This is a genomic window from Shewanella sp. Isolate8 (assembly GCF_022398495.1).
Lineage (GTDB): Bacteria > Pseudomonadota > Gammaproteobacteria > Enterobacterales > Shewanellaceae > Shewanella > Shewanella aquimarina.
The window spans coordinates 1,683,785-1,703,414 of record NZ_JAKEVI010000001.1; the positions used below are offsets into that span (position 1 = coordinate 1,683,785).

Below are 19,630 nucleotides of genomic sequence, written 5' to 3' on the forward strand. Positions count from 1 at the left end.
AGAGCAAAGGAGAAAGCAGTGAGCGCGACATATAATTTCTGTGCAGGGCCGGCCATGTTACCTCAGCCCGTAATGCAAAAGGCACAAGAGGAGTTATTGGATTGGAACGGGCAGGGTGTCTCCGTGATGGAGATCAGCCATCGTAGTAAAGAGTTTATCGCGCTGACTCAGCAGGCCGATGCCGACATCAGAGAGCTGATGAATATTCCCAGCAACTACCATGTACTCTTTATGCATGGCGGTGGTCGTGGCCAATTTGCCGCTGTTGTGAATAATTTACTTGGCAATAACGGAAAGGCGCTCTATCTGGTCGATGGTAGCTGGTCTTCATCGGCAGTCGAGGAAGCCAAGAAACTGGCCGGTGATGCGCAGATCGACACACTTAATATCGTTGATAAAACCGATGGTATTAGCCGGGTTGTGTTACCTGAGCTGAGCGAGATCAAGCAAGCTTATCGTTATCTGCACTACTGCCCAAATGAGACGGTAGATGGTATCGAAATTTTTGATGAGATAGATTCTCCTTGGCCAATTGTTGCCGATATGTCTTCTAACATCATGTCTCGTGAGATAGATGTCAACCGTTACGGCCTGATCTATGCTGGTGCCCAGAAAAACATAGGCCCATCGGGTTTGAGCATAGTTATCGTTCGCGATGATTTACTGCAATATCCGCAGCTGACTCAGGCGTCCATTATGGATTATCGACTGGCAGTAAAACATGACTCCATGTTCAATACGCCGCCAACCTTCGCCTGGTACCTGGCCGCCGAAGTGTTTAAGTGGCTTAAGGCGCAAGGTGGCGTGGCTGAAGTCGCCAAGATTAATGAGCGTAAGGCCGAGACCCTATATGGCTTTATCGACAGTTGTGACTTCTATGAGAACCGCGTAGCGAGTGCAAATCGCTCGAATATGAACGTGACCTTTTATTTGAAAGATGAGTCCCTTAACGAGGCGTTTTTAGCCGAGGCCAAGGCCGCTGGCCTGGTCGCATTGAAGGGCCATCGCAGTGTCGGCGGCATGCGCGCCAGCATCTATAACGCCATGCCTTTGGCCGGCGTCGAGGCGCTGGTTAGCTTCATGAAAGCCTTTGCCGATAAACATGCTGCCTAACTGTAAAGAACATCAAAACAAAAAGGGGACCATCTGGTCCCCTTTTTTATGAGTTTTCAGGCTGTATTACAACACCTTGGCGATGGACTCGGCGAGGTAATCGACATTGCCATTACCTATGCCGGCGATGCTGATGCGGCTAGAATCTACCATATAGATACTGTGGTCCGCTTGGAGCTGCGCAACTTGCTCTGGGGTAATGCCGAGGAAGGAGAACATGCCTTTCTGCTTGGCAATAAAGCTAAAGTCACGGGTCACACCTTTTTCGATCAGCTTGTTCACCAGCATGGCACGGTTGCCATTGATGCGGTCACGCATCACTTTTAGCTCATCTAGCCACTGCTGCTTGAGTTCATCTGAACCCAAAATGGTTTCTACAATCGCCGCGCCATGGGCTGGCGGCATAGAGTAGATGCAGCGCACCACGTAGAGCAGTACAGAATAAGCCACATTGGCCTTTTGGCTATCTTTAGCGACGATAGAGCAGGCGCCGATACGCTCGCGATACAGGCCGAAGTTCTTCGAGCAAGAGCTACACAGGATCATGTCGTCGACGTTAGCGGCCATGTGGCGCACGCCATAGGCATCTTCATCGACACCATCACCAAAGCCCTGATAGGCCATGTCGATAAGCGGTGTGAACCCCTGTTGCTTGGTCAGCGCGATTACCTGATCCCACTGCTCGTTAGTGAGGTCCATGCCACTTGGGTTGTGACAACAGGCATGGAACAAGACCACATCGTCTGCGCTAATCTGGCCAAGGGTTGCCAGCATCTCCTCGAATTTCAGCGTTTTGTTTTCATGATCATAGTAGGGGTAGGTCTTGACCTGAATACCGGCCGCCTCAAACAGACCCGTGTGGTTGGCCCAAGTCGGGTCGCTCACCCAGATCACGCTATTTGGATTGATGCGCTTGATGAAATCCGCCGCGACACGCAGGGAGCCTGTGCCGCCTGGGGTAGATACGGTGCGAATGCGATCGGCTAGCAGCGCCGGATTGTCTTGGCCAAACGCCAATTCGCCCATCAGCTGATTAAAGGCGGGGGAGCCCGTTGGACCTATGTAAACTTTTGTTGCCTCGGTATCGATACGGTGCTGCTCGGCGCGTTTGACGCAGGCTAAGATCGGGGTGTTTCCCGCTTCGTCCTTATATACACCAACGCCTAGATCTACCTTGTTTGCATGGGGATCTTCACGGAATTTTGTCATCAGCCCTAGGATAGGATCGGCGGGCATAGGGGAAAGATTCTCGAACATGGCTCCAACTACCTTATTGTCTTGTTATAGGCCCTTAATGGCCTTCGCTGTGCGTAGCCTTAGGATAAACTAATTTTGCTCGGGATTTACAGCACAAGACACGATTTTATCGAAACTTAAACTTGGCAAATTTTCATGCCAGTGGCGGATGGCTTGCCTGTTTTTACCGTTTATTTGTGGGCCGATAGCGTACTAAGAAAGAAAATTACTCATTAACGGCCAAAAATCGTAAAAAAGGGTTGAATACTGCGGCTCAATCAGTAATTTTATAACCACGAGGCTCAGGTTAATTGAGCAGATGGCCATTTTGTCGTGATGGCAAGTGTTAAGTATCTAACAGTATCAATAATCCGCGGCCAGCCTTGGCTGCATCCAATTAAGAAGTGATTAATGAAACAACTACGACTCGATCCCATATCTAAGGTTCATGGCACCGTCAATATTCCCGGTTCCAAGAGTATTTCTAATCGCGCCCTGTTGTTGGCGACCTTAGCTGAAGGGAAAACCCGGCTCACCAATCTGCTCGATTCCGACGACATTCGTCACATGCTAACGGCCTTGAAACAACTTGGGGTGAATTATCAGCTGTCAGACAACAACCGGGTTTGCGAACTCGAAGGCCTGGGCGGCGCCATTAATAGTGACTCGGCTCAGACACTGTTCCTCGGTAACGCTGGTACGGCGATGCGTCCCTTATGTGCGGCGCTTACACTTGGACGCGGTGAATTTACCCTAACCGGTGAGCCTCGTATGGAGGAGCGTCCCATAGGTGATCTGGTCGACGCCCTTAGCGCCCTCGGCGCTGATATTCGCTACCTGAAGCAGCCAGGCTTTCCGCCATTAACCATAAATGCCACCGGACTCAATGGTGGTGATGTAGAAATTGCCGGTGGCCTGTCGAGTCAGTTTCTTACCGCACTGCTGATGGTTACGCCACTGGCTAAAGAGCAGGTGAATATCAAGATCAAGGGAGAGTTGGTCTCTAAACCCTATATCGATATCACCATCGCCTTGATGGCAAAATTTGGCGTCACCGTCATTAATCATGACTATCAGCGTTTCGAGATCCCTGCAGGCCAGAAATATGTCTCGCCCGGTACTGTGCTGGTCGAGGGCGATGCCTCCTCGGCGTCTTACTTCCTGGCCGCTGGCGCCATTCAGGGCGGTGAGGTGAAGGTCACTGGCGTTGGGCTAAAAAGCATTCAGGGCGATGTGAAGTTTGCCGACGTGCTCGAGGCCATGGGCGCCGAAATAGAGTGGGGCGATGACTTCATTATCGCCAGAAGCGCGCCGCTGCATGGGGTGGATCTCGATATGAACCATATCCCGGATGCCGCCATGACGATTGCCACGACGGCGCTGTTTGCCAGCGGCACAACCACCCTAACCAATATCTATAACTGGCGTATCAAGGAGACAGACCGTCTCGCTGCGATGGCGACCGAACTGCGTAAAGTGGGCGCCGAGGTCGAAGAGGGCCACGACTTTATTCGCGTCACGCCACCGGCTCAGCTAAACACTGCCGATATCGATACCTATAACGATCATCGTATGGCCATGTGTTTCTCGCTGATGGCCTTTGCCGATTGTGGCATTACCATCAACGACCCAGATTGTACCTCCAAGACCTTCCCTGACTATTTCGCCCAATTCGCGGCGCTGGCCCAGTAGGCTAAGTCTTTCACCTAAGTCCTCCAGCGCGGGGCAGCTCATATGACCCGCGCACTTAAATGATCCATTTGTGTTAATTCGTAACTTTTTGCCGCTTTATGCAAGCTTTTAGTTTATAATGCGCGCGCAGTTTTTCGAGGACGACATTCAGGATCTTTAGGGAAGATAGATTTAATTTGGAGAATCATATGTCACAACGGGCTCCCATCGTCACTATTGACGGCCCAAGCGGTGCAGGTAAAGGCACTATTAGTCAGATACTTGCTTCGCGTTTAGGATGGAAGCTGCTTGATAGCGGTGCCATATATCGTGTCTTGGCCCTCGCGGCTATTCACCACAACGTCGAGCTGGACAACGAAGCATCACTGGCTCTGTTAGCGGCGCACCTAGATGTGCAATTCATTTCGGCTAACGGCAACGGCATTAAGGTGGTGTTAGAAGGCGAAGATGTGTCCCACGCCATTCGTAGCCAAGAATGTTCAAACGCCGCCTCTAAAGTGGCAGCTTTTCCCCGCGTTCGTGAGGCGCTTCTTCGTCGTCAACGCGCCTTTGCCGAGGCTCCAGGTCTTATCGCAGACGGTCGCGATATGGGGACGGTCGTTTTTCCCACAACTCCAGCTAAACTTTATTTAACCGCATCGGCTGAGGAAAGGGCCCAAAGGCGCTATAATCAGTTGCAGGACAAGGGCTTCGATGTTAATATCGACCGTCTTTTGGCCGAGGTCGTAGAACGCGATGAGCGTGATATGAATCGTCCGGTTGCGCCTCTGGTTCCTGCCGAGGATGCGCTGGTGATCGATACGACTGGCATAGGCATTGATGAAGTGGTTGAGCTTGCGCTCTCACACATCAAGGAAAAATTACCTGATCTTGTTCTCTAGGGGGCAGGGTCTTTACGATTTGTCACACGGATGCGACAAATGATTAATCTGACTCCACGTCTAGGATGGGCCGTGGTTTATTACTTAAAGTAAATTAACATGACTGAATCTTTTGCTGATCTATTTGAACAATCCCTTCAACAACTTGAGTTCCGTCCAGGTTCTATCGTTCGTGGTACTGTAGTATCAATCCAGAACGGTATGGTACTGGTTGACGCTGGCCTTAAGTCTGAAAGCCCAATCCCAGCTGACCAATTCAAAAACGCTCAAGGCGTTCTAGAAATCGCAGTTGGCGACGAAGTTGACGTAGCCCTTGACTCTGTTGAAGACGGTTTCGGTGAAACTCAACTTTCTCGTGAGAAAGCTAAGCGTCACGAAGCTTGGATCGTTCTAGAAAAAGCTTACGAAGATGCTGAAACTGTAATCGGTGTCATCAATGGTAAGGTTAAAGGCGGTTTCACCGTTGAACTAAACGGTATCCGTGCATTCCTACCAGGTTCTCTAGTTGACGTTCGCCCAGTTCGCGACACTGCTCACCTAGAAAACAAAGAACTAGAATTCAAGGTTATCAAGCTAGACCAGAAGCGTAACAACGTTGTTGTTTCTCGTCGTGCAGTTATCGAGTCTGAAAGCAGTGCTGAGCGTGATGCACTACTTGAGAACCTACAAGAAGGTCAAGCCGTTAAGGGTATCGTTAAGAACCTGACTGACTACGGTGCATTCGTTGACCTAGGTGGCGTTGACGGTCTTCTACATATCACAGATATGGCTTGGAAGCGCGTTAAGCACCCATCTGAAATCGTAAACGTTGGTGACGAAATCAACGTTAAAGTACTTAAGTACGATCGTGAGCGCACTCGTGTTTCACTAGGTCTTAAGCAACTTGGCGAAGATCCATGGTTAGAAATCAGCAAGCGCTACCCAGAAAACACTAAGTTGACTGGTCGCGTAACTAACCTAACTGACTACGGCTGCTTCGTTGAAATCGAAGAAGGTGTTGAAGGTCTGGTACACGTTTCTGAAATGGATTGGACTAACAAGAACATCCACCCATCTAAGGTTGTTAACCTAGGTGATGAAGTTGAAGTTCTAGTGTTAGACATCGACGAAGAGCGTCGTCGTATTTCTCTAGGTCTGAAGCAATGTAAGACCAACCCATGGGATGATTTCGCAGAGCGTTATGCGAAAGGTGACAAGGTTACTGGTAAGATCAAGTCTATCACTGACTTCGGTATCTTCATCGGTCTAGACGGCGGTATCGACGGTCTGGTTCACCTGTCTGACATCTCTTGGAACGGTACTGGCGAAGAAGCCGTATCTGATTACAAGAAAGGCGACGAAATCAGCGCAGTTGTACTGTCAGTTGACCCAGAGCGTGAGCGTATCAGCCTAGGCGTTAAGCAGACTGAAGACGATCCTTTCAATGCATACCTTGCAGATAAGAAGAAAGGTGCTATCGTAACTGGTACTGTTACTGCAGTAGACGCGAAAGGCGTAACTATCGAGTTGGCTGAAACTGTAGAAGGTTACCTACGTGTTTCTGACATCTCTCGTGAGCGCATCGAAGATGCATCTACTGTATACTCAGTAGGTGACACTGTTGAATCTAAGTTCATGGGTGTTGATCGCAAGAACCGTACTATCAGCCTGTCTATCCGTGCGAAAGACGAAGCTGATGAGAAGGAAGCGATGGCTAACTTGAACAAGCAAGATGACGTTGCTATGAGCAATGCCATGGCTGAAGCGTTCAAAGCGGCTCGCAAATAATTCGCCTGAAGTTCGGGGATGGCAACATCCCCGCTAGGTGACTGTGTTTGGCTTGATTATAGAGGGTACAGGATGACTAAATCCGAACTGATCGAAAAACTTGCCAGTAGGCAGTCGCAGCTGTCGGCAAAAGAAGTAGAAAGCGCTATTAAAGAGATGTTGGAGCAGATGGCAACAACATTGGAAGGCGGTGACCGTATCGAGATCCGTGGCTTTGGTAGTTTTTCCCTTCATTATCGTGCACCACGTACAGGCCGCAATCCTAAGACTGGTACTTCAGTTGAGCTGGAAGGCAAGTATGTACCGCACTTTAAGCCTGGCAAAGAACTGCGTGAGCGCGTTGATGCTATCAACTCGTAAATGACATTGTTTTAAAAGCCTCCGAAAGGAGGTTTTTTTATGCCTAAATTCTAGGTATGGCTAGCTAGTTCGCTAAATTTCTTGGATAATCAACCCACCACCACGGGTTTATGGAGAGTAACGTGAAGTCATTTATCGCGACCGTGCTTGTCGCCCTGTTTTTTGTCTTGGCTTTATTGTTTGGTGCGCGTAACGAACAGCTGGTGACCATCAGTTATTTCGTCGCTCAGGGTGAATATCGACTACCTGTCGTGCTCGGCGTGGTGTTTTTGGCGGGTTTCCTGGTCAGCTGGCTGTTTGCCATCTATCACATTACCAAGGTGAGACTGCAACTGCGTAAGGCCAATAAGAAAATCGAGCAGCTAGAGGCCAAGTTACCGGTTGAGGCGCTCACGCCATCTTCTCAAATCGAACATCAAGCGAAGGAAGTAAACGCTTAATATGTTAGAGATTCTGTTTCTGTTGTTGCCCATCGCCGCCGGTTACGGCTGGTACATGGGGCGCCGTAGTATCAGGCACAAGCAGAATAGTAAGCGAAAGCAGTTAAGCCGCGATTACTTTACCGGCCTTAATTTCCTTCTGTCCAACGAATCGGACAAGGCGGTCGATCTCTTCATCTCCATGCTCGACGTGGATGATGACACCATAGATACCCATCTCTCGCTAGGCTCGTTATTTCGTAAGCGAGGCGAGGTGGACAGGTCTATCCGCATTCACCAAAATCTTATCGCCCGCCCAACCCTGACCACTGAGCAGCGCGACATCGCCATGATGGAGCTCGGCAAAGACTATCTGGCCGCCGGCTTCTACGACAGGGCAGAGGAGATCTTTCTCAATCTGGTTCGACAGGAAGATCACAGCGAAGAGGCCGAAGATCAGCTTATCGCCATCTATCAGGTGACCAAGGATTGGCAGAAGGCGATCGATATTATCAAGAGCCTTAAACGTAAGCGTCAGCAATCTCTCAAGCACCTGCAGGCCCATCTCTATTGTGAGCTCGCCGATGAGGCAAGCGATAACGAGCTAAAGCTCAAGCACCTGGCTCAGGCAATCAAGCAGGACGGGCAATGTGGCCGCGCCATGTTAACCAGCGCCAAGTTGTTTCTTGCGCAACAAGAATTTGGCCGAGCCAAAGAGATGTTGTGCCGGTTGAAAGATGCCGATATCGAACTCTTCCCCGAGGCGCTCGCCATAGCAAAAGAAGTTTACCAATCGACTAAGGATCTTGGTGCCTATCGCGAGCTGCTACGCGAGGCGTTAGAGCATGGGGCCGGTGCCAGCGTCGCCATCACGCTTGCGCAGCAGATGATTGCCCAGGGAGAAACCCAGGATGCCGAGAAGTTGATCCTCGATGGCCTCTATCGTCATCCCACCATGAAGAGCTTTCAGCATCTGATGAAGATGCAGATCCAACATGCCGAAGATGGTCAGGCCAAACAAAGTTTGAATATGCTCGCCGAACTGGTCGAGCAACAGATAAAATTCCGTCCCAGTTACCGCTGCACCGAGTGTGGTTTCCCGTCACACACTCTCTACTGGCATTGTCCCTCTTGTAAGAGCTGGGGCACCATCAAGCGGATCCGCGGACTCGACGGGGAGTAAATAGCTAATAAAATGCAAAGCAACAGGAGAACAGCATGAGCAACAAACCTATTATAGTGGCGTTAGATTACGATAATAAATCCGAAGCTTTGCAGCTCATCGATCAGTTAGACCCCAACATGTGCCGCCTTAAGATAGGCAAAGAGATGTTCACACTCTTTGGCCCTGAGTTGGTTAAAGAGATCCATAGCCGTGATTTCGACCTCTTCCTGGATCTCAAATTCCATGACATTCCCAATACGGTTGCCAAGGCAGTCACCGCAGCCGCCGAGCTCGGCGTATGGATGACCAATGTGCATGCCAGCGGTGGTCTTGCCATGATGCAGGCCGCGCGCGAGGCGCTGCTTCCCTATGGTGATAAGGCGCCGCTATTGATCGCCGTGACGGTACTGACCTCAATGAGTGATGAAGAGCTGGCGCTGCTTGGCATCAATGTGCCAGCGGCAGAGCATGTTAAGCGTCTGGCGAGCCTCACAAAACAGGCTGGACTGAACGGTATCGTCTGTTCGGCCCAGGAGGCCAGTATGTTAAAGGCCGAATTTGGCGCCGACTTTAAGCTGGTGACCCCGGGCATTCGTCCGGCGGGCAGTGACAAAGGCGATCAGCACCGCGTGATGACGCCGACCCAGGCACTGGCAGCGGGTTCTGATTACCTGGTCATAGGTCGTCCTATTACCAAGGCGGCTAATCCACTGGCTGCGCTAACCGAGATCCACGCGTCGCTTAAATAGCTTGACCTGATCCGCTGAGCCTCCTAATTTAATCGTTAAGGTTTTATCAGACAGGGAAAGAAGATGTTCGATTATCAAGGGAAAAACGTCTTTGTGGTGGGCGGTACCAGTGGCATTAATCTCGGTATCGCCAAAGCCTTTGCCAAGGCGGGGGCAAACGTAGCGGTAGCCAGCCGTCGTCAGGAGAAGGTCGATGCCGCCGTTGAGGCGCTGCGCGCGCTTAACGCGAAAGGTAATATGCTTGGCGTGGCATTCGATGTACGAGATCTCGACGCCCTAAAGGTTGGATTCAAGCTGGTAGCGGATGCCTATGGCCAACTGGACGTGCTGGTCAGTGGCGCGGCTGGAAACTTCCCCGCAGCAGCGGCGGATCTTTCCGAAAACGGCTTTAAGTCGGTGATGGATATCGATTTGCTAGGCAGTTTTCAGGTGCTCAAACAGGCCTATCCCTTGATGCGTCGCCCAGGCGGTGCAATCGTGCAGATCTCGGCGCCACAGGCCTATATCGCCATGCCGATGCAGTCCCATGTGAGCGCCGCGAAGGCCGGGGTCGACATGTTGACGAAGAGCCTGGCACTGGAATGGGGAGCAGAGGGAATAAGGGTAAACTCAATCGTGCCCGGCCCCATCAGCGGCACAGAAGGATTCAATCGCCTAGCACCGAGTGAAGCACTACAAGCGGCCGTGGCCCAAAGCGTGCCGCTTAAGCGAAACGGTATCAGCGATGACATTGCCAATGCCGCGATGTTCATCGCTTCGCCGATGGCAAGTTATATTACTGGTACAATCTTGCCGGTAGACGGTGGCTGGTCGCTTGGTGGTGCAAGTATGGCCATGAACGAATTGGGCAAGTTGGCCCGACAACCAAAAGATAAGTAGGTAGCGCCAGGCGCGCAACCCAGTAAGTGAGAAGATAGATGGCAAACCCATTTCAAGAGCAGTTGCTCAAGGCTGGCCTAGTCAGCAAACAGAAGGTTCGCGATGCCAAAACCCAGAAGCGTCGCGATCGTAAAGCCAAGGTCGATGATGGTTCGGCGGCGTTGAAACAGGAGATCGCGGCAAAGAAACAGGCGCAGATCGATAAAGACAAGGCGCTTAACGAACAACGCTTTGCCGAGGCGATGGAGAAGGGCCAGGTACGCGGGCTAATCACCGAATTTAAGCGCTGCGCCATCGAGCCGCCAAAGGATGCCGAAGTTAAGTTTAACTACACCTTAGGCACTAAGATTTTTAGCCTGTATGTGACCGAAAAACTCCAGAGTCAGCTGCTCAACGGCCAACTCGGTATCGTTCGTTACGAAGAGGTGAGTTACCTGGTGCCTCATAAGTTGGCCGAACGGGTTAACCTCTTGGTGCCAGACTGGTGTGGTTACCTATGGCAGGCCGAAGACGCCACCCAAGTGGTCGAAGAAGACGATCCCTACGCCGATTATGTTATCCCTGATGACCTCATGTGGTAACGCACAAACATTCAGTAAGCCTCGCACTCTAAGCGGGGCTTTTTTATTTGAGCGATCGGACAATATTTGACTAAAGGGCTTTATTCTCAGTGACAACTAAGATAGATTAAAACAACTGTTTTAATCTTACGTTTGAGAGAGACGAGATGAATCCATACCAGGCGCCATTAGCCGACATGAAATTTCTGTTGGAGCGCGTGTTCGATGCTCCGCAAACTTGGGGTGAACTAGCGGCCTTGGCTGAGACCGTCGATATGGACACGGCCGTGGCCATCCTCGATGAGGCCGATAAGATCTCGCGGGATCTTATCCATCCTATTAATCGCCCTGGCGACGAGCAAGGCGTAAGCTTTGAAGATGCTAAGGTGATCACACCGGACGGTTATCGTGAGGTCTACGACCAATATGCCGAAGGCGGTTGGGTCGGTCTGTGCGGCGATCCTGAGTTTGGCGGTATGGGGATGCCCAAGATGCTTGGCGTCCTGGTGGATGAGATGGCCTACAGTGCCTGTAACGCCTTTACCCTCTATGGCTCGCTTACCGCAGGTGCCGCGCTCTGTATCAATGCCCACGGCAGCGATGAGCTCAAGGAGAAGTACCTGCCAAACCTGTACTCGGGGCAGTGGGCTGGCGCCATGGATATGACAGAGCCACAGGCAGGCTCTGATCTTCGTAATATTCGCACTAAGGCCATACCTCAAGATGATGGCAGCTATCTGATCTCCGGCAGTAAGATTTTTATCACAGGTGGCGATCATGATCTCACCGAGAACGTGATTCACCTGGTACTGGCAAAACTGCCTGACACTAACGGTATCTCACTCTTCCTGGTGCCTAAGATAAAAGTCGACGACAACGGCGAGCTGGGCGAAGCCAATGGTGTCACCGTAGGTTCGATCGAACACAAGATGGGGCTTAAGGGCTCGGCTACCTGTGTGATGAATTTCGACGACGCCGAGGGCTACCTTATCGGAAAGGCCAATCGCGGCCTGGTGTGTATGTTCACCATGATGAACTATGAGCGCCTGGCGATTGGCATCCAAGGCCTGGGCACCTCGCAGGCGGCTTATCGAATGGCCAGTGATTATGCTAAGGAGCGTCTGCAGGGCCAGGCGGCTGGCGGTAGCGCCAACGCTAGCGATCCTATCCTGGTTCACGGCGATGTGCGTCGCATGCTGATGACGATACGCTGTTACACTGAGGCGGGCCGCGCACTCTCTGTGTTTACCGGCCAGCAACTGGATCTGGCCAAACATGCCGAGGGTGAAGTACAACAGAAGGCCGCGCGTTATGTTGGCCTGCTTACGCCGGTCGCTAAGGCGTTCTTGAGCGACCGAGGACTGGACGCGGCCGTCATGGCGCAGCAGGTGTTTGGTGGTCATGGCTATATTCGTGAGACGGGTATCGAGCAGCTGGTTCGTGATACGCGTATCGCGCAGATCTATGAGGGAACAAACGGCATTCAAGCCATCGATTTTCTGGGCAGAAAGACCACGGGAGACGACCTGCGAACTCTGACCGAGTTTGTTGCCGAGTGTCAAAGTCAGTTGGCGGACATGGCTAATGTGAGTGATGAACACAAGGCGCTTATTACGCCGCGCTTCGAGGCCTTACTGGCGAGCGGCGAATATATCAACGCCAACAAGTTAAACCAACCAGCCTTGATTAACGCCTGCGCCGTCGACTTCCTCGACGCCTTCGGTCACCTGGTTTACGGTTACTTCTGGCTACTGATGGCCGATAAGGCGAGTGATCACGAAGACGCCAGCTTTAGTAAGGCTAAAAGGCAGTTGGCCGATTTCTATCTGGCCAAACTGCTGCCTAAGGTGGACTATCACCTGGCTCAGGTTAACGCCGGGGATGCCAGCGTCATGGCCATGGCCGATGAGCTATTTTAATATTTGCCTAAACAGCTAATGAAAACGCCCGGATTGTTTAACCCGGGCGTTTTTTTATTGGGCGGTTTCGCGTTTCGCGTCGCTACTTGAATCGCTGTGATTAATGGCCGTTTGCTCGGGTTTACCGAGCAGGCTCTGCAGGAAGAGTGCACTAAATGGCACCAGGCTTTGCTTTTTACTCTTTTGGCTCTGGCCATTTTCCATCACCACAAATAACAGCTGTTGGTCGCTACCCAGTGAAAGGTAACCCGCTAAGTTATCGACGCCTTGCATTGAGCCCGTCTTGGCCGATACCTTGCTCATCAGCGGTGGCTGGTGAAAGCCTCTCTTATAGGCCAGAGTACCACTTATCCCCGCAACCGGAAGCAGTGCCATAAGAGGTTTTAATTTTTCATCTTTGGCGATAAGGCTTAACGTCTGCGCCAGTTGGCGCGCCGAGATAAGGTTATAGCGTGACAGGCCAGAGCCATCGATGAGCTGGGAGTGGGTCAGGTCAATTCCATCTGCCGAGAGTATCTCCTTAACGGCCTTTGCACCGGCATGAAAGCTCTCGGGCACCTTATAGTAGCGTGCACCAATGGCTTTAAACAGGCTGTCGGCAATCAAGTTGTCAGAATCGAGCAGCATGGTGCTGAGGAGCTCATTCAACGCGGCCGATTCATGGGTGACTATCGGTTTGAGTTCAACAGGCGCTCTGTGTGCGATGGCCACTTGGCCGCTTATTTTGATGTGGGCACTCTTTAACATGCGCTCCAGCATCTGTTTGGCATAAAGTGCAGGGTCGTCAACGGCAATGGCAAGACTAAGCGGCTTGTCGCCAGGATAGCATCCGCTGATGTGATAGTGATTATCGGGAAGCCTTGCCAGGTTTAGCTCACAGAATGCCTCTTGCTGCGACTTATCAAACACGGCGGTAGTCGATACCTTGATAGGCAGGTAACGCGGAAAGTTCAACTGGCTGGCATTGCTCGCCAGCTTAGGCTTTAGCTGTCCCTTGACGCAGTTTTGGTTGACGATAAAGCTTGAGACCGGCGCGGCGTAGCAGACCCCGAGATCGTCCCACACCCAACCAGGGGCTCGCGTCTGTTCCTTGGCCTGGCCAAGGAGCAAAAGGTTGCCCTTAATGGTATGAATACCCGAGTCTTTTAGCTGCTTTAGCATAGCCCTCAGGTCGTCGGTATTTAAGGTGGGATCGCCACTGAAGCTCAGGTAGAGATCGCCGGTTAACACACCGTGAGACAAGCGCCCCTTTGTCGAAAACTGGGTGGGAAAGGTAAATTCACTGCCGAGCACCCGCATCGCGGCTACGGCCGTCAATAGCTTCTGGGTACTGGCGGGCAATAACAAGGTGTCGGCATTGCGCTGATAGAGTATCTCTTTGCTGGTGAGATCTTGCGCAAACACTGCCAGTTGCGAGTGGGGGGGCGCAATCACCGACAAGAGGTTGTCATAATAACCCTGGCTATCAAGATCGCTGACCTCGGCCCTCGCACTGCCCATTAGCGGGAGAGTGAAGGCCGCGAGGATTAAAGGAAACGCTCTAGTCAGCGACCTTGGGAGAAGATGGGGAAGGGCGGTAAGCCTTCGAGTCAATCTGGTATACATAAGCGTCGAAACATGTCCTTGTTTACTGGGTTTAGGCTAATCGTCCTGGGAAGGCTCATCTTTTTCCATCAAGCGGTATAAACGTAGCGTGACAAATAGCACCAAGACAATGAAAAGCGGCAGCACCATAAAGCCTAGTTGCGCCTTAAAGTGAAAGATACCCCAAGCGGCTAACAGGGTTAATGCCAGGGTGAGAAGTATGGTTTTATTCATGCTGGAACCTAAAAGCAGACAGATGTGCCTATTGTAAGGTGTTTTACGCCCAATGTTGGAGGGTTAAACAATAATTAAGACAAAGGAGGCCAAAGTCACCCCTTTAGCCGCTGATTCTGCTTAATTTTAACCCGGTTTACCCCAAGTGCGACGCACAACAACAGAAAACCCTTGCCCCAAACCCGGTAAATGGGTAATTTCTACCCCTTAAGATTTGGGATGGAACCAGTATGCCACACATTCGTATGCGCGGTTTACCGCAAGAGGCGGTATGTCGAATCAGTGAAACCTTGCTCGGTGAGTTAGCGAACCAGTGTCAGGTTAAGACCGATAGTTTCACCTTAGACTGGGAGCCGAGCGTTGCTTTTCGTCATGGTAAGGTCGATAAGGCATTCGTGCAAGTCGAGGTACTCTGGTTTGCCAAAGATCCCGAAATTCGTCACGCAGTAGAGCAGATCATTCGTCAGGCCGTATTAGCTGTATATTCGCCTGCAAAACATATCTCAGTCATGTTTATGGCGCTCACGCCACAATGCTACTACCGTGATGGGCAGCATTTTTAAAGGAGGATACCTTGCTGGATAAGCTAGGTGGAATTGCGTTACCCGCCGACGCCATACGTTGGTTGCTGACGCCTGCGGCGCTAAAAGCCGAACTACTCAAACAGATTGCAAACGCCAAACGGGCGATCACCCTAGCCGCACTCTATCTCGAAGATGATGAAGCGGGTAGGGAAGTATTGGCTGCCTTGATGGCGGCTAAGGCGGCAAGACCCGAGCTGGACGTCACCATTTTGGTGGACTTCCACCGCGCCAGACGTGGCCTTATCGGTCATAAGGGTGACAGTGGCAACTACCTCATGTATCAAAAGGTGGTTAACGCCGCCGAGCATCCGATCAATATCCTTGGTGTGCCGGTAAAGTCCCGTGAATTTATGGGCGTGCTTCACCTGAAAGGCTTCATCATAGATGATACGGTGATCTACAGCGGTGCCAGCCTGAACAACATCTATCTGCACCAGGGCGAGAAGTATCGCTTCGACCGTTACCATGTGATCGAATCTAAGCCGTTGGCAGAGTCTATGCGCAACATGGTGATGGAGTATATCGCCAGCGACAGAGCCGTGACCTCGTTAACCCAGGACAAGGCCACCGAGAAGCTGCCCGAGAAGAACGACGTGCGTAGCCTGAAGCAGCGTCTGGCAAAGGCAAAGTACCGTTTTTCAGGCACCAAGACGGGTAATCGCATCACCCCAGTGGTTGGTTTAGGCCGTAAGAAGAATAAGCTAAACAAGCTAGTGATCGATCTGGTATCTCAGTCGCAGCGCTCACTGTTTATCTGTACGCCCTATTTTAATCCGCCTTATATCCTCTCCAGAGCCTTGGCCAAGCACCTCAGAAAAGGTAAGCGTATCGATATCGTGGTGGGTGATAAGACGGCAAACGATTTCTACATTCCGCCGGAAGAGACCTTCTCGACCATAGGTGCCTTGCCTTATATGTATGAACAGTCGCTGCGTAAGTTTGCCAAGCGTCAACAATGGGCTATCGATGCTGGGCTACTCAATATCCATCTTTGGAAGCATGATCGTAACAGCTATCACCTCAAGGGGATAAGCGCCGATGATCGTCTTCATCTGATCACAGGCTCAAACCTCAATCCTAGGGCGTGGGCCTTGGATCTCGAAAATGGCTTGTTGCTGCAAGATGAAACCCAAGCCTGGACCGAGCAGTTTAAGCAGGAACAGGCGCATATCCTCGAACATACCGAGCGACTCTATCATTACAGCCAGATAGATACCTTGAACAACTATCCTAAGCCGGTACGTAAGATCATGAACCGTATCAGACGGTTAAGAGCCGATTTTCTGCTGCGCCGCATCTTGTAACGCAAAAGATAGCAAGGCAAAGCTAATATGATGATACCTTTAGCTAGCCAGTTCGGATGATAAGTGAAAAGGGCGAACATTATGGTTCGCCTTTTTCACGATTGCGATTTAATTGGCTTTGCGAGCGTTATACTTAACCAGGTAGACAATCACACGTAAGGCTCAAGTTTTTAATAGGTTACTCAATGACACTTCCTCCCCATGCGGTGCATCAGCGCTATCAATATCGTAAGGCAATCTCTACCCGGCCCTACAACGCCCGCGGTAAGAACCTGGAGCGCTGTGATGCCTGTTTGCTGGCGACACGCTACTGCACCTGTGATACGCGTACACTGCTAAAATCTCAGGTGAGTTTTCTGTTGGTGATGTATGACGATGAGGTGTTAAAACCGAGTAATTCCGGGCGCCTAATAGCCGACCTGATCCCCGATACCCATGCCTATATCTGGGATCGCACTCGAACCAATCGCAGGCTGTTGGCGTTACTTAACTCACCCGAATATCAGCCTTACTTGGTGTTCCCTAGCGAGTATGCCATGCCTTCTCAAGTCGTGGTGCCAGATAGTGCGCTGAAAGCGCGTTTAGACACAGATACCAAGCGCCCCCTGTTTGTGCTGCTCGACGGTAGCTGGCGTGAGGCGATCAAGATGTTTAACAAGAGTGACTATCTACAAGATCTGCCTATGCTCTCGTTTGCACCGGATGCCGCCGCCCGTTATGGCCTGCGTAAGGGGAGTCGTGACTTTCAGCTGGGTACCGCCGAGGTGGCCAGTCTTGTGCTCAGTGCGGCGGCAGAGCCTGACAACGCGGCCAGTCTTTCGGCCTGGTTTTCACTTTTTATCGAATCCTCACTCTATAGCCGTAGTCGCAAGAGCCCTAAGGATCTCGAGCCATTAGACAGTCTAAAGGCCGAATTTCTCGCAAGCTTAAAGTAAGGGGCCAATCTGCGGTGTTGTGCTTCTTGCAAAGGACTTGGGCCATTTGCCGCAAACCACGCCTTGCATCTAGGTCTGTAAGCCGACGCAGAGCATGTTCGCAACTTACCTAGGTTTTGCGCCGCGGTGAATATTTTCTTATAGTGAAATAAGGGCCTTCACTTTAAATGCCTAGTATTTGTACCTGCTTTTCGTTAGGGGCCAGTTAGAAGAGCGTCGGGCATAGGACAAAATAAGGAGTGGCTATGTTAAATAGACTATTGCATAGATACTTGCGTAAACCTTTACCCATGAGTTTGCATGGCTTAGCGTTCGTTGGCTTCTTATTGTTACTAGGCAGCTTACCAGTAAGCACGCAGGTTAATGCATCGGCTACCGTATCTCGGGACGCTAGCGCATTTGATGCAGTGAGCTATAACCGTTATCAAGCCATCTATTTTTGCAAACAAAATCGCTGGGCCTTCTGCCAGAGTTGGGGCGAGCTGGGTGTCACGCGCCTTGCCTAATACCTAGAGAAAGCACTTAGAGCAAACTCCTAGATAAAGCTCCTAGACAAGAGTAGGGAATATGCGCCTTGGGCAATAGCCCAAGGCGAGTTTCAAACGTTGTTTTTCCACTGTAACAATCGTCAGTTCGCGCTCAGAGTCTTCCGTTCCCGAGCGCGACAGATAAGTTCAAATGATGGCCGTTAAATAGACCACTAATCGCTGGCTAGTTTTTGTAGATCACCCCATCCTTCATGACGAAACCCACCCTTTCCATCACCGAGATATCCGTCAATGGATCGCCATCGACGGCGATAATGTCGGCATAGAAGCCAGGTTTTAGCTGACCGAGGCTATCTTGTTGTTGGATCAGCGCGGCGCTGTTGATGGTCGCCGCTTGCAACGCCTGGGCAGGCGTCATGCCAAAGGTCACCATGCGGGAGAACTGTTTACCGTTGTCTCCATGGGGATAGATGGCCGCGTCTGAGCCAAACACCATCTTGGCGCCGGCTAGGGTTGCGCGTCTAAAGCTGTCACGCTGCGCCTTAGAAACCTGCTTCTCTTTTTCGATATTTTCTTCTGGCACTCCATTCGCCTGGCCAAAGGCCAGCGTGTATTCGGTATTGTAGATATCACAGGAGAGGTAAGTGCCGGCCTTAACCGCCATCTTGATCGCTTCCTCATCCATGAAACTGCAATGCTCTATGCTATCGATACCGGCGCGGATAGCCGCCTTGATGCCGCTGGTGCCATGGGCATGGGCGGCGATGACTAAGCCGCGTCGATGAGCCTCATCGGCCGCGGCGGCTAGTTCCTGTTCGCTATATTGCTGTAGGCCGACTTTGGTACCCTTGGAAAATACACCACCGGTTGCGCAAACCTTAATGGCATTGGCGCCATATTTGATGTTTTCACGCACCTTCTGTCTGACGGCCCAGGGACCGTCGGCGACACCGCCGGCTACGCTGTGCATCTCGGGCGCGGCAAAGTTATCGTCACAGTGGCCCCCCGTGATAGTCAGGGAATGGCCTACCGCCCAGATCCTGGGCCCCGGGATCTCGCCGGCATCGATGGCATCACGGGTCGCAATAACAGAGTAGCCTGACGCGCCGAGATCACGCACAGTGGTAAAGCCAGCCATAAGCGTATTACGGGCGTTTTTTACCGCTTTCACCGTCTGTCTTGGAATGGAGTAGTTCATCGATTCGAGAAAGTTATCTTCGGCATCACTGGAGAGATGAACATGCATATCCATAACCCCAGGTAGCAGGTATTTATCTTTAAGATTTATCACGCGATAACCATCTTGCTTTGGGACACTGGCTTGATGGCCGACTGAGACGATTTGATTGTCTTGCACCAGTATAGCCGCATCTTCAATGGTCTTTCCCTTGACGACATCCACATAACCCTTTGCCAGCAGCAGAGTATCTTGCGCCTGGGCGTAGCTTGGTAGCAACACGGCAAAGGCCAGCGCAAGCTTGCTAAGTTGTTTAGCAAACGGCAGAGGCTTAGTTAGTGGCAGGCCTAAGGGCAGAGACTCGTTCTGTCGATAAGCGTTATTGGGGCGTTGCGGCGTCATAGGGTTTCCTTATTGTTATCGATGTTCAACGGAATAATGTTTAACGCAATAATGTCTAACCCATTAATGGGTAATGCAAGCGCCATCTTAAGCCATAATTAGTCGCTTATTTAGCTGCTTATTTAGTCGCTTATTTAACTGCTTATTTAATGGCTTAAACGAGCGCGTTTTTCGTTGCTAAA

General features: G+C 51.2%; 18 protein-coding genes. 14 read left to right on the forward strand and 4 right to left on the reverse strand.

What is annotated here, in order from left to right; all coding sequences use genetic code 11:
- Positions 1-18 precede the first annotated feature (18 nt).
- The gene (serC, locus tag L1D43_RS07405) at positions 19-1,113 is read left to right on the forward strand and encodes a 3-phosphoserine/phosphohydroxythreonine transaminase (RefSeq protein WP_239850516.1); all 1,095 of its coding nucleotides are present in this window, start codon (positions 19-21) and stop codon (positions 1,111-1,113) included.
- A gap of 66 nt (positions 1,114-1,179) precedes the next feature.
- Here the strand turns inward: serC and L1D43_RS07410 are convergent, their stop codons facing one another.
- On the reverse strand, positions 1,180-2,370 hold the full coding sequence (locus tag L1D43_RS07410; RefSeq protein ID WP_239850517.1) for an amino acid aminotransferase: 1,191 nt from the start codon (positions 2,368-2,370) through the stop codon (positions 1,180-1,182).
- Between the two features lie 390 nt (positions 2,371-2,760).
- Between L1D43_RS07410 and aroA the strand changes: the two genes are divergently transcribed.
- The 10 genes from aroA to L1D43_RS07460 all read left to right on the forward strand — a co-directional run bounded on the left by aroA (position 2,761) and on the right by L1D43_RS07460 (position 12,740).
- Positions 2,761-4,041 carry a 3-phosphoshikimate 1-carboxyvinyltransferase gene (gene aroA / locus L1D43_RS07415; RefSeq protein WP_239850518.1) on the forward strand — a complete coding sequence of 427 codons (1,281 nt, stop codon included), beginning with the start codon at positions 2,761-2,763 and terminating at the stop codon, positions 4,039-4,041.
- Positions 4,042-4,229: 188 nt separating this feature from the next.
- Entirely contained in the window at positions 4,230-4,922 is a 693-nt protein-coding gene (gene cmk / locus L1D43_RS07420; RefSeq protein WP_041511276.1) for a (d)CMP kinase, read from the forward strand.
- 99 nt (positions 4,923-5,021) lie between these two features.
- Positions 5,022-6,689 (forward strand): 30S ribosomal protein S1, encoded by a 1,668-nt coding sequence (gene rpsA, locus L1D43_RS07425; protein ID WP_041511275.1) that lies wholly within the window; start codon positions 5,022-5,024, stop codon positions 6,687-6,689.
- A gap of 72 nt (positions 6,690-6,761) precedes the next feature.
- Positions 6,762-7,049, forward strand: coding sequence for an integration host factor subunit beta (ihfB, locus tag L1D43_RS07430; protein ID WP_033540518.1), 288 nt, complete (start codon positions 6,762-6,764; stop codon positions 7,047-7,049).
- A gap of 122 nt (positions 7,050-7,171) precedes the next feature.
- The gene (locus tag L1D43_RS07435; protein ID WP_041511274.1) at positions 7,172-7,489 is read left to right on the forward strand and encodes a lipopolysaccharide assembly protein LapA domain-containing protein; all 318 of its coding nucleotides are present in this window, start codon (positions 7,172-7,174) and stop codon (positions 7,487-7,489) included.
- Position 7,490: 1 nt separating this feature from the next.
- Entirely contained in the window at positions 7,491-8,651 is a 1,161-nt protein-coding gene (gene lapB / locus L1D43_RS07440; protein ID WP_239850519.1) for a lipopolysaccharide assembly protein LapB, read from the forward strand.
- A 35-nt stretch (positions 8,652-8,686) separates the two neighbouring features.
- Positions 8,687-9,382 carry an orotidine-5'-phosphate decarboxylase gene (gene pyrF / locus L1D43_RS07445; RefSeq protein ID WP_144199282.1) on the forward strand — a complete coding sequence of 232 codons (696 nt, stop codon included), beginning with the start codon at positions 8,687-8,689 and terminating at the stop codon, positions 9,380-9,382.
- A 63-nt stretch (positions 9,383-9,445) separates the two neighbouring features.
- On the forward strand, positions 9,446-10,261 hold the full coding sequence (locus L1D43_RS07450; RefSeq protein WP_239850520.1) for an SDR family oxidoreductase: 816 nt from the start codon (positions 9,446-9,448) through the stop codon (positions 10,259-10,261).
- Positions 10,262-10,299: 38 nt separating this feature from the next.
- Complete coding sequence (locus L1D43_RS07455) at positions 10,300-10,842, forward strand: DUF2058 domain-containing protein (protein ID WP_239850521.1); 543 nt, start codon at positions 10,300-10,302, stop codon at positions 10,840-10,842.
- Positions 10,843-10,988: 146 nt separating this feature from the next.
- A complete protein-coding gene (locus L1D43_RS07460; RefSeq protein ID WP_239850522.1) occupies positions 10,989-12,740 on the forward strand; it encodes an acyl-CoA dehydrogenase in 1,752 nt (583 codons plus the stop codon).
- 54 nt (positions 12,741-12,794) lie between these two features.
- On the opposite strand, the gene dacB is transcribed toward L1D43_RS07460, so the two are convergent.
- Positions 12,795-14,240, reverse strand: coding sequence for a D-alanyl-D-alanine carboxypeptidase/D-alanyl-D-alanine-endopeptidase (dacB, locus tag L1D43_RS07465; protein ID WP_239850523.1), 1,446 nt, complete (start codon positions 14,238-14,240; stop codon positions 12,795-12,797).
- 141 nt (positions 14,241-14,381) lie between these two features.
- Positions 14,382-14,558, reverse strand: coding sequence for a hypothetical protein (locus L1D43_RS07470; protein ID WP_239850524.1), 177 nt, complete (start codon positions 14,556-14,558; stop codon positions 14,382-14,384).
- A 230-nt stretch (positions 14,559-14,788) separates the two neighbouring features.
- Between L1D43_RS07470 and L1D43_RS07475 the strand changes: the two genes are divergently transcribed.
- The 3 genes from L1D43_RS07475 (at position 14,789) to L1D43_RS07485 (ending at position 17,381) form a co-directional block, all read left to right on the forward strand.
- Positions 14,789-15,121, forward strand: coding sequence for a DUF1904 domain-containing protein (locus L1D43_RS07475; protein ID WP_239850525.1), 333 nt, complete (start codon positions 14,789-14,791; stop codon positions 15,119-15,121).
- An 11-nt stretch (positions 15,122-15,132) separates the two neighbouring features.
- Complete coding sequence (gene pssA / locus L1D43_RS07480) at positions 15,133-16,446, forward strand: CDP-diacylglycerol--serine O-phosphatidyltransferase (RefSeq protein WP_239850526.1); 1,314 nt, start codon at positions 15,133-15,135, stop codon at positions 16,444-16,446.
- Between the two features lie 185 nt (positions 16,447-16,631).
- Complete coding sequence (locus L1D43_RS07485) at positions 16,632-17,381, forward strand: DTW domain-containing protein (protein WP_239850527.1); 750 nt, start codon at positions 16,632-16,634, stop codon at positions 17,379-17,381.
- Positions 17,382-18,092: 711 nt separating this feature from the next.
- On the opposite strand, the gene L1D43_RS07490 is transcribed toward L1D43_RS07485, so the two are convergent.
- Positions 18,093-19,448 (reverse strand): amidohydrolase family protein, encoded by a 1,356-nt coding sequence (locus L1D43_RS07490; protein WP_239850528.1) that lies wholly within the window; start codon positions 19,446-19,448, stop codon positions 18,093-18,095.
- Positions 19,449-19,630 lie beyond the last annotated feature (182 nt).

Bases quoted from the DNA above. Each gene is read 5' to 3' on its own strand.
- cmk (WP_041511276.1), top strand. From the start codon at position 4,230: ATGTCACAACGGGCTCCCATCGTCACTATTGACGGCCCAAGCGGTGCA.
- L1D43_RS07475 (WP_239850525.1), top strand. From the start codon at position 14,789: ATGCCACACATTCGTATGCGCGGTTTACCGCAAGAGGCGGTATGTCGA.
- L1D43_RS07455 (WP_239850521.1), top strand. From the start codon at position 10,300: ATGGCAAACCCATTTCAAGAGCAGTTGCTCAAGGCTGGCCTAGTCAGC.
- L1D43_RS07470 (WP_239850524.1), bottom strand. From the start codon at position 14,558: ATGAATAAAACCATACTTCTCACCCTGGCATTAACCCTGTTAGCCGCT.
- L1D43_RS07490 (WP_239850528.1), bottom strand. From the start codon at position 19,448: ATGACGCCGCAACGCCCCAATAACGCTTATCGACAGAACGAGTCTCTG.
- dacB (WP_239850523.1), bottom strand. From the start codon at position 14,240: ATGGGCAGTGCGAGGGCCGAGGTCAGCGATCTTGATAGCCAGGGTTAT.
- lapB (WP_239850519.1), top strand. From the start codon at position 7,491: ATGTTAGAGATTCTGTTTCTGTTGTTGCCCATCGCCGCCGGTTACGGC.
- L1D43_RS07485 (WP_239850527.1), top strand. From the start codon at position 16,632: ATGACACTTCCTCCCCATGCGGTGCATCAGCGCTATCAATATCGTAAG.
- L1D43_RS07450 (WP_239850520.1), top strand. From the start codon at position 9,446: ATGTTCGATTATCAAGGGAAAAACGTCTTTGTGGTGGGCGGTACCAGT.
- L1D43_RS07410 (WP_239850517.1), bottom strand. From the start codon at position 2,370: ATGTTCGAGAATCTTTCCCCTATGCCCGCCGATCCTATCCTAGGGCTG.
- pyrF (WP_144199282.1), top strand. From the start codon at position 8,687: ATGAGCAACAAACCTATTATAGTGGCGTTAGATTACGATAATAAATCC.
- rpsA (WP_041511275.1), top strand. From the start codon at position 5,022: ATGACTGAATCTTTTGCTGATCTATTTGAACAATCCCTTCAACAACTT.
- aroA (WP_239850518.1), top strand. From the start codon at position 2,761: ATGAAACAACTACGACTCGATCCCATATCTAAGGTTCATGGCACCGTC.
- L1D43_RS07460 (WP_239850522.1), top strand. From the start codon at position 10,989: ATGAATCCATACCAGGCGCCATTAGCCGACATGAAATTTCTGTTGGAG.
- ihfB (WP_033540518.1), top strand. From the start codon at position 6,762: ATGACTAAATCCGAACTGATCGAAAAACTTGCCAGTAGGCAGTCGCAG.